This window comes from Perlabentimonas gracilis, assembly GCF_011174675.1.
Lineage (GTDB): Bacteria > Bacteroidota > Bacteroidia > Bacteroidales > Tenuifilaceae > Perlabentimonas > Perlabentimonas gracilis.
The window spans coordinates 1-15,499 of record NZ_JAANIG010000046.1; the positions used below are offsets into that span (position 1 = coordinate 1).

At 42.9% G+C, this 15,499-nt stretch carries 9 protein-coding genes; 7 read left to right on the forward strand and 2 right to left on the reverse strand.

The features are described 5' to 3' along the window. Positions 1-31 precede the first annotated feature (31 nt). From G8O23_RS17730 to G8O23_RS15270, 5 genes are all read left to right on the forward strand, one after another. Positions 32-115 carry a T9SS type A sorting domain-containing protein gene (locus G8O23_RS17730; RefSeq protein ID WP_394351926.1) on the forward strand — a complete coding sequence of 28 codons (84 nt, stop codon included), beginning with the start codon at positions 32-34 and terminating at the stop codon, positions 113-115. Between the two features lie 137 nt (positions 116-252). After that, positions 253-8,691 carry an FG-GAP-like repeat-containing protein gene (locus G8O23_RS15255; protein WP_166366404.1) on the forward strand — a complete coding sequence of 2,813 codons (8,439 nt, stop codon included), beginning with the start codon at positions 253-255 and terminating at the stop codon, positions 8,689-8,691. A gap of 120 nt (positions 8,692-8,811) precedes the next feature. Next, a complete protein-coding gene (locus G8O23_RS15260; protein WP_166366406.1) occupies positions 8,812-10,680 on the forward strand; it encodes a porin family protein in 1,869 nt (622 codons plus the stop codon). A 29-nt stretch (positions 10,681-10,709) separates the two neighbouring features. Continuing rightward, on the forward strand, positions 10,710-11,336 hold the full coding sequence (locus tag G8O23_RS15265) for a hypothetical protein (RefSeq protein ID WP_166366408.1): 627 nt from the start codon (positions 10,710-10,712) through the stop codon (positions 11,334-11,336). A 3-nt stretch (positions 11,337-11,339) separates the two neighbouring features. Further along, complete coding sequence (locus tag G8O23_RS15270; protein ID WP_166366410.1) at positions 11,340-12,140, forward strand: hypothetical protein; 801 nt, start codon at positions 11,340-11,342, stop codon at positions 12,138-12,140. Between the two features lie 102 nt (positions 12,141-12,242). On the opposite strand, the gene G8O23_RS15275 is transcribed toward G8O23_RS15270, so the two are convergent. Then, positions 12,243-12,659, reverse strand: a complete 417-nt coding sequence (locus G8O23_RS15275) for an OsmC family protein (protein WP_166366412.1) — start codon at positions 12,657-12,659, stop codon at positions 12,243-12,245. Positions 12,660-12,888: 229 nt separating this feature from the next. On the opposite strand from G8O23_RS15275, the gene G8O23_RS15280 reads away from it, so the two are divergent. After that, complete coding sequence (locus G8O23_RS15280; RefSeq protein ID WP_166366414.1) at positions 12,889-13,446, forward strand: NADPH-dependent FMN reductase; 558 nt, start codon at positions 12,889-12,891, stop codon at positions 13,444-13,446. A gap of 97 nt (positions 13,447-13,543) precedes the next feature. Next, positions 13,544-13,993 (forward strand): MarR family winged helix-turn-helix transcriptional regulator, encoded by a 450-nt coding sequence (locus G8O23_RS15285; protein ID WP_166366416.1) that lies wholly within the window; start codon positions 13,544-13,546, stop codon positions 13,991-13,993. A 44-nt stretch (positions 13,994-14,037) separates the two neighbouring features. Here the strand turns inward: G8O23_RS15285 and gdhA are convergent, their stop codons facing one another. Then, on the reverse strand, positions 14,038-15,378 hold the full coding sequence (gene gdhA, locus G8O23_RS15290; protein ID WP_166366418.1) for an NADP-specific glutamate dehydrogenase: 1,341 nt from the start codon (positions 15,376-15,378) through the stop codon (positions 14,038-14,040). Positions 15,379-15,499: the final 121 nt, after the last annotated feature.

Below are 15,499 nucleotides of genomic sequence, written 5' to 3' on the forward strand. Positions count from 1 at the left end.
GGAGCACAGCGCCCCGGCCTTTACCCTCGACCTGAGCAGCGCGCCCAAGGGGGTGTACCTCTGCCGCATCGAGGTGGAGGGAGGCAGCGTGGTGAGGCGATTGGTGGTGGAGTAGAGCCGTTGCTAATCAATTATGTTATAATCTTTTTTGGTTTGCACAATAACCGATAAAATAAGTAAGGTTTAGTATTGTTTTCAATAATCAATTGCTGTAACTTTGGTTAAACCGCCTTTCCGTTAACCTATAGCACCATGAATATAGAAAAAGGCAAGACCATAACTTGGTCTAATTGTACCATAATGTTTTTTGTCTTTTTAGTCTATTTGCCTCAGAGCATCATCGCTCAAGTTTTCACCGACATTAGCGCAGGAATAACACCCGTTGAACGTGGAAGTGTTGCTTGGGCCGATTATGACAACGATGGCTATCTTGATGTTATAATTACTGGATCAACTGGCACTTCAAGAGTATCAAAATTATTCCGAAACAATGGCGATAACACTTTTACCGAACAAACTGAAATTGTTCTAAAGGGTGTAAGTTTCAGCTCCGTTGCATGGGGCGACTATGATAACGATGGTTATTTGGACATACTTCTTACTGGGCAATTGTTGTCGTCTGCGTCTAGCGGATATACAATGATATACAGAAATAATGGGGATAATACTTTTACTGAGCAGCCTCAATTCTCCCTCCCAATTATTGGCGATGGCTCTGTAGCTTGGGGCGACTTTAACAACGATGGGTATTTGGATATTCTTTTAACAGGCAACAGTGGTGGGCAAATAGTTTCAAAAGTTTTTTACAATAATGCTGGAGAATCATTTACTGAAAAGCAAAGCATTGTTCTTACCGGTGTTAGTGAGAGTTCTGTTGCCTTAGCCGACTATGATAATGATGGCTTTTTAGACATACTTATTGCAGGCTCAGAAGGGTATTACCTAACAACTAAACTTTACAGAAACAATGGCGATGATACATTCACTCTTCAAACTGGAGTTTCTTTAACTGGCATTCGAGTTGGCTCAGTGGCATGGGGCGACTACAATAATGATGGCTACTATGATATTATAATTGGAGGATTAACTCAAGCATATAATACGAGAACTACCAAAGTTTATAAGAACAATGGCAATAATACTTTTACCGAGCAAACAGGCATTTCTCTTACTGGCATATCGCAAGGATTTGTTAATTGGGCCGATTATAATAATGATGGTTATTTAGACATAATTCTTACTGGGTACAATGGATCAGCATACGAATCGAAATTGTATGTTAATAATGGAGATAATACATTTACCCATCAATCTTCCCTTGCAAAAGTTATTAATAGTAATTTGGCTTGGGGCGACTTTGATAATGATGGAGATTTAGATATGATTTACACTGGCACTTCTAGCTCAGGAAGAATCTCAACTATCTATAGAAACGATATTGCTACAATTAATACCAGGCCTACAACCCCTTCAAACCTTTCAACCTCAATTGATGAGAACGGAAGAGTAACTTTTGCATGGGATAAGGCAACCGATAACGAAACCCCGCAGGATGGTTTGAGTTACAATATCTACATAAAGAATCATCTTGGGAAATATGTTGTATGCCCAAATACTATTGGAACCAGCGAAATTAGAACAATCCCAAATTTTGGGAACAATCACTCAAAAACAACCTACAAGACAAATCTACCTTGCGGCCAATACACATGGGGAGTGCAAGCAATTGACAATGCTTATTTGGCCGGGCTGTTCTCGTCAGAAACCAATTTAACAGTACCAGGCATTCCGCCTAAAAACTTATCGGCAACCGAAATTACTACTAACTCAGCCGTACTCAGCTGGGATTATGGTAATGCTTCCAGTTACGATATTGAGTATGGCCTATCAGGGTTTGCTATTGGAACGGGAGAACTGATTAATAATGCATCGAGTCCAAATATAATCTTTAACCTTGAGCAAAGCTTAAGTTACGATTTCTATGTTAAAAGCCTATGCACCGATGGTTCAGCTAACGATATTGTAGGGCCTTACACATTCTCAACACTAACCTGCATACCTCCTACCAATATTTCGGTTGTTGAGATATCTTTTACATCGGTTTTATTAGATTGGGACTCAGGCAACGCTTTTAACTGGGATATAGAGTATGGCCCCGAGGGGTTTGAAATTGGAACAGGGACATTTGATCGTAATGTAAGCAAGCCCTACTACATCGAAAACCTCACTTCTTCATCAATTTACCAGTTTTACGTACGCGATTCTTGCTATGCTGGAACAAATAGTAGTTGGGCGGGCCCTTTCACCTTCACCACAACTACCTGTATTCCTCCAACGGGCTTAAATGCAATAAACATTACCAGTACGTCAGCAACTCTTACCTGGATTCCAGGCAATGCAACAAACTGGGATGTTGAATACGGGCTTGAGGGCTTTAGTTTAGGTACTGGAACATTCATGCGAAATGTTTCAAAACCGATAACTATATCCGGACTTCAGAAATCAACAGCATATCAGTTTTATGTCAGAGATTCTTGCCACATAGGGCTAAACAGTAATTGGACAGGGTCCTTCACCTTTACCACAACGCCTTTATTTTCAAACTACTTTGATTTAATAGGAGTAAATGATGCTAGCATAAGTTGGGGTGATTTTGATTCCGATGGATATCTAGATGTTTTTATTTCTGGCTATACTGGATCCGAGTATATTTCAAAAATCTACAAGAACAACAATGGGGTATTCTCCGATATAAATGCGGGCTTTCTGGGAGTTAGAAGCGGATCATCTGATTGGGGCGATTTCGATAATGATGGTGATTTGGATATAATTATAACTGGTTTTTCCGGGGAAGAGCGTGTTACAATTATTTACCGCAACGACAATGGTACTTTCACCGATATTAATGCTGGATTGCCTGGGGTTGATAACGGCTCGGTTGCTTGGGGCGACATTGACAATGATGGTTTTCTCGATATTATTCTAACAGGGGAAACGAACACAGGGCTAATCTCAAAAATATTCCGCAACAATGCCGGAACCTTTGAGGAGATTGATGCCAATATATCACCCGTTAAGTTTAGCGCAGTTGCTTGGAGCGATTACGACAACGATGGCGACCTCGATCTTGTTATTGCAGGCGAGGACATAAACGGTATTCCTGTTGCAAAAATCTACAGAAATGATCTGGGGGTTTTTACCGACATAGATGCTGGGCTAGTAGGCGTGGCTCACTGCTCGTTGGCTTGGAACGATTTCGATAACGATGCCGATACCGATCTGCTTATTACAGGTATAAATGGAGCGAACCTATTCTCAATAGTTTACCGAAACGATGAGGGAACGTTTAATGATATTAACGCTGGCTTACCAGGTGTTTACAATGGCTCGGTTGCATGGGCCGATTTCGACAATGATGGCGATTCTGACATCTTTATATCTGGTAACAATGGTAGCGAATTCGTTGCAAAAGTATTCTCAAACAGCTCGGGTACGTTCGTTGATATTAACGCGGAGCTAGTAGGTGCTAACAAATCATCTCTTGCTGTTGCAGATTTTGATAACAATGGTAAGCTTGATTTGATAATTGCTGGTGAAACAACATCAGGCAATCTATCTAGAGTATATAGAAATAATATTGAAGCAGTTAATACCAAACCATCCATTCCACAACTTTATGAACCAACCCTATTAAATGCAAATAGTTTAAAAATTCAGTGGCTAAAATCTACAGATTTGCAAACACCCCAAAATGGATTAACCTATAAAATCTACATTTACGAAGAGGATCAAAGTAACTTCATCCTTTCACCGCATTCATTTACAAAGAATCAACCGCTTAACGGGAAAAGATTAATCTCGAAAGTTGGTAATTTACAATGGAATGCCAACGGTTATACTATTAATGGGTTAGAACTGGGTAAGAAGTATTTCTACTCTATTCAGGCCATTGACGGAGGCTTACTTGGGGGCGATTTCGCCAATGAGAAGAGCATTACCCCTCCATACTTCTCAGAAACAAGCATTAGCATACCAGGATTTTCCTATAGCACAGTTGCTTGGGGCGATTACGATAACGATGGCGATTTGGACTTAATAATTATTGGAAACCCCTACGCAGGTTATTATAATCCACCTCCTGGCACAAGAATTTACCGCAATGACAACGGTGTATTCACTGATATAAATGCCAATATACACAATGTAACCCGTGGCTCGGTAGCTTGGGGCGATTACGATAACGATGGATACCTCGATATACTCATTACCGGTCAGGGAGAAGGCAGTTGGTATAGTGGTATCTCAAGGGTTTATAGAAACAATGGGGATCATACTTTTACAGAACAAGTTGACATTGAACTTATCAACCTAAGAAACAGCTCCGCAACATGGGTTGACTACGACAACGATGGCGATTTAGATATTTTTATTTGCGGTCAGGATAGCGACTATAATTACTACTCGAAAATATACAGAAACGATAATGGGGTTTTTATTGACATTAATGCCGACATAATCGGTGTTAGCGCTACTTCAAGTTCGGTAGCTTGGGCCGATTACGACAACGATGGAGATATGGATTTATTAATTGCTGGCTATAATGATGCTGGTAATTACTCAAAGATTTACCGAAACGACGGAGAATACTTCACCGATATTCACGCTGAATTGCCTGGGGTTTATTACGCATCGGTTGCTTGGGGCGACTATGACAATGATGGAGACCTTGACTTTTTGATAAGTGGAATCGGCTATACAAAAATATACCGCAACGACAATGGAGTTTTCACCGATATTAACGCAGAGATTGATGGAGCCAGAAATAGTTTCGTTTCATGGGGCGATTTCGGTAACGATGGGAGTTTAGATATCTTAATCTCTGGTCACACGAACCAGGGAAACATTACAAAAATCTATAGAAACAATAATGGAGTATTTACCGAGGTAGAGGCAGGCCTTCAGGGAGTTAGTGACGGATCAACAGTTTGGGGGGACTTTGATAATGACGGAGATTTAGATATAATGCTAACGGGCAATAATTACAGTATTTTGTACAAAAACAATAGCCTTAAAAAAAACACACCGCCTGCTGCACCTAAAAACCTGAACTATAGCATTGTCAATAATAACATCGCTTTAAGCTGGGATAAAGCTACAGATAACGAAACCCCATCCGAATCGATAACATACAATGTTCGAATCGGAAAATCAAGCGAATCATTCGAATTTGTTAACCCACATTCGCTTTCTAATGGGTATAGAAAGGTTGTTGAAATGGGAAACGCTCAGCTCGACACTACCTTTGTATTTAAGAATTTCCGTTGGGACACAACCTACCATGCCAGCGTTCAAGCAATCGACAATTGCTTTGAGGGAGGACAATTCTCTGATGAATTGGTAATAACTGTTTCTCCTATACAGCCAAACAACCTGAGAGCTACCGTACAATCTCATAACTCATTGCTCATTAAATGGAATCGGGGGAATGGGTACCGTTGTATAGTATTTGCTAAAGAGGGGAATACCGGAACCGCCTTGCCAATAAACAATTACACTTATTTCGCAAATCCTGTTTTTAAAGAAGGTTCGGCCATTGAAGGTACTAACTGGTATTGCGTATATAAGGATATTGGCGACTCACTGGTGCTTAGCGGGCTAAACCCAAATAAAACATATGTAATCCATGTAATAGAATTTCAAGGCACAACTGGCGAAGAGGTTTATGCTCAACAAGTTGACGAGAACATTGGTGTTTTTGGGTTTAATCAGTTCACAGAACACTATAGCTTAAGTCTATCACAAACTGGCAAGGCTTTCTGGGGCGACTACGACAATGATGGTGATCTGGACATCCTTCTAATTGGCAATTATTTAACAGCACTATTTAATAATCAAATGGGTGAATTTGTCGAATCATCTCATACATTTGATGAAACTAGCAGTAACATTGGAGCTTGGGGCGACATAAACAATAGTGGATATTTAGATCTAATAATGTCAGGTTATGATTCTCCCTTTATATACATAAACGATAATGGAGACGGTTTTACGCTCTTATCTGAAACTGGCCTACCCGTTCGCATACAAAAATTTGATTTGAGCGATTACGATAATGATGGCGACTTAGATCTTTTGGTATATGGTAGAGATTATAGCAATAAAATATATATCAGAATTTACCGAAACGATTTATCAACAACAAATAGTTTCACCGAGATTAACCCAAATATTATGGAGTTAGGCAATCCAGTATTTGCATGGGGCGATTACGACAACGATGGAGATTTAGATATTTTAATAGCTGGTTATGATGGTGTTAATTACAAGGCTGTTACCAAAATTTATCGCAACGATTCGGGCGTTTTTACAGATATTAATGCCGATTTAATTGGCTTAGAAAATGGGGCAGTTGCTTGGGGCGATTATGACAATGATGGCTACCTCGATTTTGTTATCACAGGGACGAAAGATTTCACTTCAGAAGAAAGATACGCAACTATAATCTACAATAACAACAATGGTGTCTTTACTAATATAAACGCAAACCTTCAGGGGGTCGAAGACAGTTCGGTTGCATGGGGCGATTATGATAACGATGGGGATCTTGACCTATTAATTACTGGCTACTACTATTACTGGGACGAATATAACTATGAAGACAGATACATAACCAAGATCTACAATAACAACAATGGTGTTTTTACCGACATAAATGCTAACTTCCCAGGTGTTGTTTATGGCAATGCAGTATGGGCAGATTTTGATAACGATGGCGATTTGGACTTCATACTCACAGGTGAAAGTCAGAATGATAGCGGGAGAAGTCGCTTTATGAAAGTGTATCGTAATAACTTATTTATGTCTAACAGTTTTTACAGCAACACAAGGCCAAATAGAATTACAGACTTATCAACAATTCAAACCCCAAACTCAATAGAATTACGCTGGGCTCCAGCTGGCGATAAGGAAACACCATCAATTGCATTAACATACAATTTGAGGTATAAACAAATCGATTCTGAAAATTGGAGTAATGCCACACACTCATTAGATAACGGTTTGCGGCAAATCCCTACTTTGGGCAACATTTACAATCGTACATCCTACTCAATTAGCAATTTACCTGTTGGCGAATATTTATGGCAAGTTCAAGCAATTGATCACGGTTTTCTTGGAAGTGAATGGTCTGCACCAAACTTTTTTACAATAAAGAATACACAAGCATACTTCTATTGCGATACTGTTTGTTTTGGTGAAGCAACATCTTTCTTTGATGAATCAGTATCAAGCGAAGGTATCGAAAATTGGCTATGGGATTTTGGAAACGGTAGTTACTCAACTGAACAAAACCCTCAACATTTCTTCAGTCAAGGTGGGGAGCATATTGTAACGCTTACTATTAAAAGTTTGGGCGGAGAGCAAGACATATTTACTAAAACTATTCTTGTTAAACCCACGCCCCTTGTCGATTTCACCGCCCCCACCGTTTGCTTGGGGCAAGAGACCACCCTCACAAACCTCACAGATACATATGAGCTTGATATTGCCAGCTGGACATGGGATTACGGCGATGGCAAGGGCTCCATTCTACAGGAGCCACCACCCCACGGATACATCAACCCGGGCAGCTATCAGGTGGGGCTTTACGTGGCCGCCACTAACGGGTGTGCGGGCTCAATGGTTAAAACCGTTTCCGTTGGCGCCATCCCCTCAGCCTCCCTGAGCGCCAACGCCCCGCTTAGCTTCTGCCAGGGGCAGAGCGTTACCCTTGAGGTGCCTTTTAATGAAAACCATAGCTACCAGTGGCGCGATAACGGGGTGAACATCACCGGGGCTACTAGCCACAGCTACATCGCCACCCGTACCGGCACCTTCTCTGCTCAGGTGGTAAACCCCGTGGGGCAATGCCATGCCTCCTCGGCCAGCACCAGCGTAACGGTTTATGATCTGCCGCCCAAGCCCACCATTGCCGAGGCCACCAACACCACTAACTTTTGCCCCGGCACGCCGGTTACCCTACAGGTAACAAACCCGTCGCAGCAATATACCTACGTATGGAAGCGATCGGGGGTTGAAGTTGTCGGGGTGCACCAGCCGTCGTACTCAGGGCCTCTGGCCGCCGGCGACTATTCAGTAGTGGCAGTGGATGGTATATGCCGCTCCGAGTCCAGCATACTCACCCTTACCACCAAGCCCGCCCCCGCCAAGCCCGCGATCTACGCCCGCGGCCCCAACGTGTGGATCCTGGGGTGCAGCAACGAAAGTGCGACGGCATACCGCTGGTACCATAACGATGCGCTGATCCCCGGCGCCACCACCTACACCTACGTGGCCAACCAGCAGCTGGGCAACTACTTGGTGCGGGTGAACGAGGGCGGCGAGTGCTGGACCGCCAGCGACGTGATCAACATCCCCACGGGCACCATCGTGGGCATCGACATTAGCCTAAACCCCACCGAGGTGGCTATCTTCCCCAACCCGTCGGGAGGCTTATTCTACGTGCGGCTGGGCGAAGGCCTGATGGGTAGGGTGAGGGTGCGGGTGACCAATGCGCTGGGTCAGGTGGTGCTGGCGCAGGAGCACAGCGCCCCGGCCTTTACCCTCGACCTGAGCAGCGCGCCCAAGGGGGTGTACCTCTGCCGCATCGAGGTGGAGGGAGGCAGCGTGGTGAGGCGGTTGGTGGTGGAGTAAATTTGTTATATCGAAGTGATTATTGTAAGAATATAATTTGTAAATTCATTTAATAATTAATTACATATGAAGTTTGTTAGGGGATCAATAATGCACTCTATTCTTTTATCAATTTCTTTGATGTTGATCAGTGCAACAGTACTCTCCAGTGAGTTTACTGCAAAGCAAAAAGCAATTATTCACAACGAGGCCATAAGGGTACTTGAGCAGTACCAAAGCCTATCGAATCAGCTGGCCGATAATGTTTTTGATCCCAAGGAGTTGGCTAAAACAAGCCAGAGCCTAATCGATCTTTTTGTGAGCCGAAAAGCAATCGTGTTCAACGATCTCGACCCCACATACAACCTAAGTGAGGTGTACGAGTTGGAAACATATGTAAGTAACCTCCTCCTATGGTACCCCGATGGGATGAAGATAGATTTAGACTATAACACCCTAAGGGCCGGCGACATAATTGCCCATGGCAACGATATTTACACGGTTGATCTTTTAATATCGAAAAAGATAAATGGTAACTATTTAAACAAGCAGCAAAACACCAATACTGAGCAGCTGTTGTTTAGGGTTGCCTTTTACCTAACAAATCGATCGTTTCAGAACTACAAAATTGCAGGGATTAGAAGCAGTAAGTCAAACCTTCAGTCCAACGATGCGAAGCTCCTTACAGAGGTTAAAAGCGTTGACCTAACACCAAAGGATATGCAGCTTGTAATGGATCAGTCGCGCTATATTATCAACGATTATCTTAATTTCCTAAGCTTAATCACCGATCCTAAGGAGGACGAAGAGGACAAGATTTACTACAGGATGTCATTCCTGGAACTCTTTACCGATTCAACCCTTCATATAGCCAACGATATTGAGCCCGATGCAAAGCGACGATGGATACCAGTGTACGAGTATAAGCAAAACCTTTCGCTCTTTTACCCCGAGGGGGTTCGGAATATTGGGATGAATGTCGATTCCATTGAGTTTGGTAAGGTAATACCCGAGGGTAAGCGTTATGGGATAAGCATTTACGCTGACAAATTTTTTGCTGGCAGATTCAAGGGAGAAACTATTCATCGCGATAACTCTAGGTATGACTTTCGTATATCTTTTGAGCGCTACGAGAATACTTTCAGAGATTTTAAAATTGCAAGCATCGATAAGCTAGGTGTAAACCTATACGAGGAGTCTGCTTCGAGCGAAGCTAAAGAGTTACCAAGTATCCCCGTATCTACTTTAAAAAGGGGTGGCTTGTACTTTGGAATAGCTATGGCAGCAGGTGCAACACAACTCGTCGACGAGAATTTACAAAGCAACCCGCTGCTTAGCTGGACTGTCAATGGAAAATCGGCACTTAACATCCATGGCGTAATTACTTACTACCTCAATAATCGTATTGGCATTTCGTCTGGTATTAGCTACAATAGGTATAGTGCAGATATTGATCTAACTGGCAATTTTCAGAACAATACATACTTTACCGATGTAAATAGTGAGCCATACCTTCTGAACATTAGCGCCGCTTACGATTCAACTGTAAACTTTAGCTACCTATCCATTCCGCTATCCATTTTGGTACACACAAATAAAAAGCCCAATAGCTGGGGAGCCTATATCGAGGCTGGTGTTGTGGCATCGATAAACTTTAAATCAACCTATCAGGTGAATGGCAACTTTGCCACCTCGGGGTACTACGAGCAGTATCCTGCCCCTATGCAAACTCTCGATGCTTCCGAATTGGGTTTTATCAACGATAGCAATATCGACAGGAGCGGAGATGCAGCCCTTTCGCCATTGCATATTGCGTTAAGGTCGTCAGTTGGAATAACAATGCCCCTAAACTACTTCACTACTGTATTCTTTGGTCCAGAAGTATATGTAAGCCTAAACGATATTGTGAAGCAGAGCGAATACACCGATGTTTTTGGTGGAAAAACGACGCCCAAAAGTGTTGGAATATTGAATTATGGTGTTAAGTTTGGTGTAAAATATAAATTCTAGATAATCACTTACTACTATACATCCAGCGTATGAGATACTTACTTTTCCTTCCATTTGTTTTTGGTGTTTTAGCAGTGGCAAGCGCACAGGAGGAACCCACCAAAACAGCCCTTAGCAGCAAGGAAGCTAAGATAGTTGATGAAATTAACCTCTCCGATGCAGATATAGAGGTATTTAAAGATCAAACTAGGCAAAAGGTAGAGGAGTTTCAACAGCATATCGTTATCATTGGCAGTAAGGATCAGCCCGATGAGATGAGGAATCTTGCCGAGCGAGAAGCGCTAAAGCTTTTTATCGATGGAGCTGAGATGGAGTCGTCCGTTATCCGACCCAACGGATCCATTCAAATACAGTCTCGCCCAATGCAAAACTACCTTGCAAGGCTCAAATCATTACCCTACACCGCTGTTGTCATCAAGTTCTACGACCTGGTTTACATCTCTAGCTTCACCAAGGGCCCCGATGGCCGTTATTATTCATCTGCAACCATTATCCAGGAATTCTCTGGTTTTTCGGGCGACAACTTGGTGTACAAGGATGTTACAACCAAGGAAGTGGAAATAATTCTAAATCTGGTGGAGGACAAATTTTTTAATGAGAAAAAGTGGCAGGTTCTCCTAGGCAATATTAAGGCAACCGAAACACGAAGAGGGTAAGCCATGCGGTTACTCAAGGCACATATATCATTCCTTTTCATTATGGCGCTTTCCGCTGGCACCTCTGCCCAGCTGGCGAGTAAGCTAAACACAACCACCGAAACACCTCCCGATTTCTATGTAAAGGTTAAGCAGTTTGGCGAGTTTATCGATAGGTTTAACTACCTATCCGATTGGAAAGGCGATAGAATTACCCAGGAGTTTGCAAGCAAAATGCCGAGGGATAGCTACATTCTATATCTATTCAACTTAGAGGATGAGCGAATTAACAGTCCCACTGACTCAACATACCGAATGCTTTGCAATGAGTTTGTTAGGAGTATTACCGATTCAGTAACTCCACAAAAAGTTAGCCTTTTCAGTGGGCAGGTTGTGGCCAGGGCTCAAACCAGCATTGTTTGCAATGGTAGCACCCAAACTGTGATTTTAACGCTAGTACCCGAAGTACTAGCCGATCGATCGGCCAAATGGGTTATCGCAAATGTGGAGGGCGACAACCTTTTACCTCGCAGCGACAGCCTAGCTGTTCATTTTATCGCTCCCAATAGCCATGAAACCAATTTCATCAATTTGCGAAAGCTAAATGGCACCGTAAATCCCCTCTACTTCTTCTCATTACAAATGCAGGATGCAACAAATTATTTCCTATCGGAGATAGCCAGAAAGAATATTTCGATTAGGCACGTTGAGAAGGTAACCTATCTAATTTCGTTTCCGCATTGGGTGGTTACAGTCGAAAACTTCGAGCGGAATACTATGAACTCGGGATGGCTTATTAGTGATCTATCAAAGATTAGCAGATAGCCTTTGCCATATACGCTTGTTTCCCTATTCCCATCTTTTTTTGATTAAACAGTCCGAAAGGTAACCTGATGATATATTTCGGACTGCCCATATTTCAGATACCTAAGTGGTTTGCGCAAACTCAAACTTCACCGTTTGCTTCAAGTCGGGGTGAAGGCTATTGGCCACAGGGCACTCCTTTGCCGATAGTTCAAGGAGTTTCCGCTCCTTTGGGCTATAGTTGTTGTGAGGGAACGTAAGTTCAACCACAATTTCAACAACCCTGCGCGGGTTGGTCCCCATCACCTTGGTGATGGCCACCTTGGTACCATCGATATCGAAACCGTGGGTACGCGCTGCAATACCCATGATGGTGAGCATGCAGCTGCCCAGCGAGGTGGCCAGCAAATCGGTGGGCGAGAAGTATTCGCCTTTCCCCTGATTGTCGGGTGGGGCATCGGTAATCAACTTATTGCCCGATAGTTTATGAACCGCCTCAGTGCGCAGCTCACCAAGGTATATAATACTTGATGTTTGCATATTACGAATGATTTTTATTTAGAATTTGTTGATGAGCAAAAATAGTGAACTTTTCCAATTCTAGAGGTAACGTGGGTAGGCTTTGCTTGTTCATTTACAAAGATATTTTTAGGAATAATCTTCAAATCTTTTATATCCTTTTTGAACATACCCTTAAAATATATGTTATAACATATAAAATCCAAGGTTTATAAATCGAACTAAACAACAACTAAAATTACATTGAGATATGATTAAGATTGGAATTATTATTGGGAGCACACGACCAGGTCGCAACTCCGAAGCAGTAGCAAAGTGGGTTTACGAAATTGCCAAGCAACGAGATGATGCCCAATTTGAGATAATAGATATAGCAGATTACAAGTTGCCACTTCTCGATGAGCCCATTCCACCGGCTATGAATCAGTACTCAAAGGATCATACCAAGGCTTGGGCTGCCAAAATTGGCTCTATGGATGCATTCATCTTTGTTACGCCGGAGTACAACCACGCACCCACAGGTGCGCTTAAAAATGCCATTGATTATATTTATGCCGAATGGAATAACAAGGCTGCAGGTTTTGTTGGATTTGGCTCGGCAGGAGGTGTGCGTGCTGTTGAGCAGCTTAGACAAATTATGGCCGAGTTACAAATTGCCGATGTGAGGGCACAGGTATCGCTATCGTTATTCACCGATTTCGAAAACTTTAGCGTGTTTAAACCCGCACCACATCAGGCCGATTCGGTTAACGCTATGGTTAGTCAAGTTGTGGCATGGGGAAGTGCGCTAAAACCCCTTCGTAGCTAGTGGTGTAAAAAAACACAATACAACCCATACTTAACCCATTGGCTAGTTTTGCCAGTGGGTTTTTTGTTCTAAATTTGGTGTGGTAAACTGAAATAGTATGAGAATTGAGGATGAGCTAAAGGGGCGATTTAGGAATGAGTACCACAAGGGATTCATTAACCTTTCGTATACCGCACGTAGGTTGAGCTACGATTTCTTTCGGGAGTTAAAAAAGCATGGGCTAACCGAGCAGCAGTACAACGTGCTGCGAATACTTAGGGGGTTTAAGGACGAGGCTCCCTTAAACGTGGGGTTTATTAAGGAGCGAATGCTCGATCGTGATCCGGACGTGAGCCGCTTGGTGGATAGGTTGCAAGATAAAGGTCTTGTTACTAGCTCATCAAATTCGAAGGATAAGCGCCAGCGCTCGGTTGATATTACCTCAAAGGGACTCGATCTGTTAGCCAGCTTGCTTGGCTGGGAAAAGCACGTGGAAACGCTTTTAGGAAATTTAACCCTCGATGAAGCCATGGAGTTGAATAGGCTTTTAGATAAGATTAGGGAATAAAAAAAGGGAGCAGCTGCTCCCTTTTTTAGTTTTTATGTAGTTGGTTAGTATACCAAACCAAGGTCACACATTGAGTTGGCTACTTTCATGAAGCCAGCAATGTTTGCACCCTTAACGTAGTTAACATAACCATCGGCCTCAGTTCCGTACTCAACGCAAGCGTGGTGGATGTTCTCCATAATTTGCTGAAGTTTCTCATCAACCTCTTCGCGAGTCCAGTTAAGCTTCATGCTGTTTTGAGTCATTTCCAAACCAGATGTCGCTACACCACCAGCATTGGCTGCTTTACCAGGACCGAAAGGTATTCTATGCTTAAGGAAAGTTTCGATAGCTTCTGGAGTACAACCCATGTTTGACAATTCGCTAACGCACATAACGCCGTTCTTCACAAGGGTAGCAGCGTCGTCGCCGTTAAGCTCGTTTTGGATTGCGCAGGGGATAGCAATATCAACCTTAACTTCCCAAGGCTTTTTGCCAGCAACAAACTTGGCACCAGCGAATTTCTTAGCGTAAGGCTCAACGATATCTTGGTTTGAGTTACGAAGCTCAAGCAAATACTCAATCTTCTCCTCGTTTAGGCCAGCCTCATCGTAGATGTAACCGTCGGGGCCAGAAATGGTAACCACCTTAGCCCCAAACTCGGTAGCTTTAATAGCAGCACCCCAAGCCACGTTACCAAATCCAGAAAGGGCAACGGTTTTGCCTTTGAAATCAAGACCTTTGGTTTTTAGCTGGTGAGCAATAAAATAGATACCACCAAAACCAGTAGCCTCAGGGCGAATAAGTGAACCACCCCAGTTGCGGCCTTTACCAGTGAATACGCCAGTGTGCTCGCCAGCTAGCTTCTTGTACATACCGTACATGTAACCAATCTCGCGGCCACCAACACCTATATCACCAGCAGGTACGTCGGTTTCGGGACCAATGTGCTTCCAAAGCTCAAGCATGAAGGCTTGGCAGAAACGCATAATTTCGTTATCGCTACGACCTTTTGGGTTGAAGTCTGATCCACCCTTACCACCACCCATAGGTAGAGTAGTTAGGGCGTTCTTGAATGTTTGCTCAAATCCTAAGAATTTAAGCGATGAAAGGTTTACGCTGGGGTGGAAACGGATTCCTCCTTTGTATGGGCCAATGGCACCGTTGAACTGAACGCGGTATCCAATGTTTACGTGGATATTTCCCTCATCGTCAGCCCATGGCACTTTAAAGGTGAATACACGGTCGGGCTCAACGATACGCTCAATAATTTTGTGAGCTTCGAATTTTGGGTTCTTGTTGTAGATTTCTTCAACCGACTCTAGAACCTCGTGAACTGCTTGTAAGTACTCCTTTTCACCGGGGTGCTTCTTCTCAAGGTCAGTCATTATTTTCTTAACATCCATAACAGAAAAGTTTTAAGTGTTTATAACAAGAAAGACTTATTATTTTGATTTAAGGGATTTTGCCCTCTCGAAATCAGGTGTAAATATCCACACTTAAAACTAATTTTCAAAGGAAAAGCAT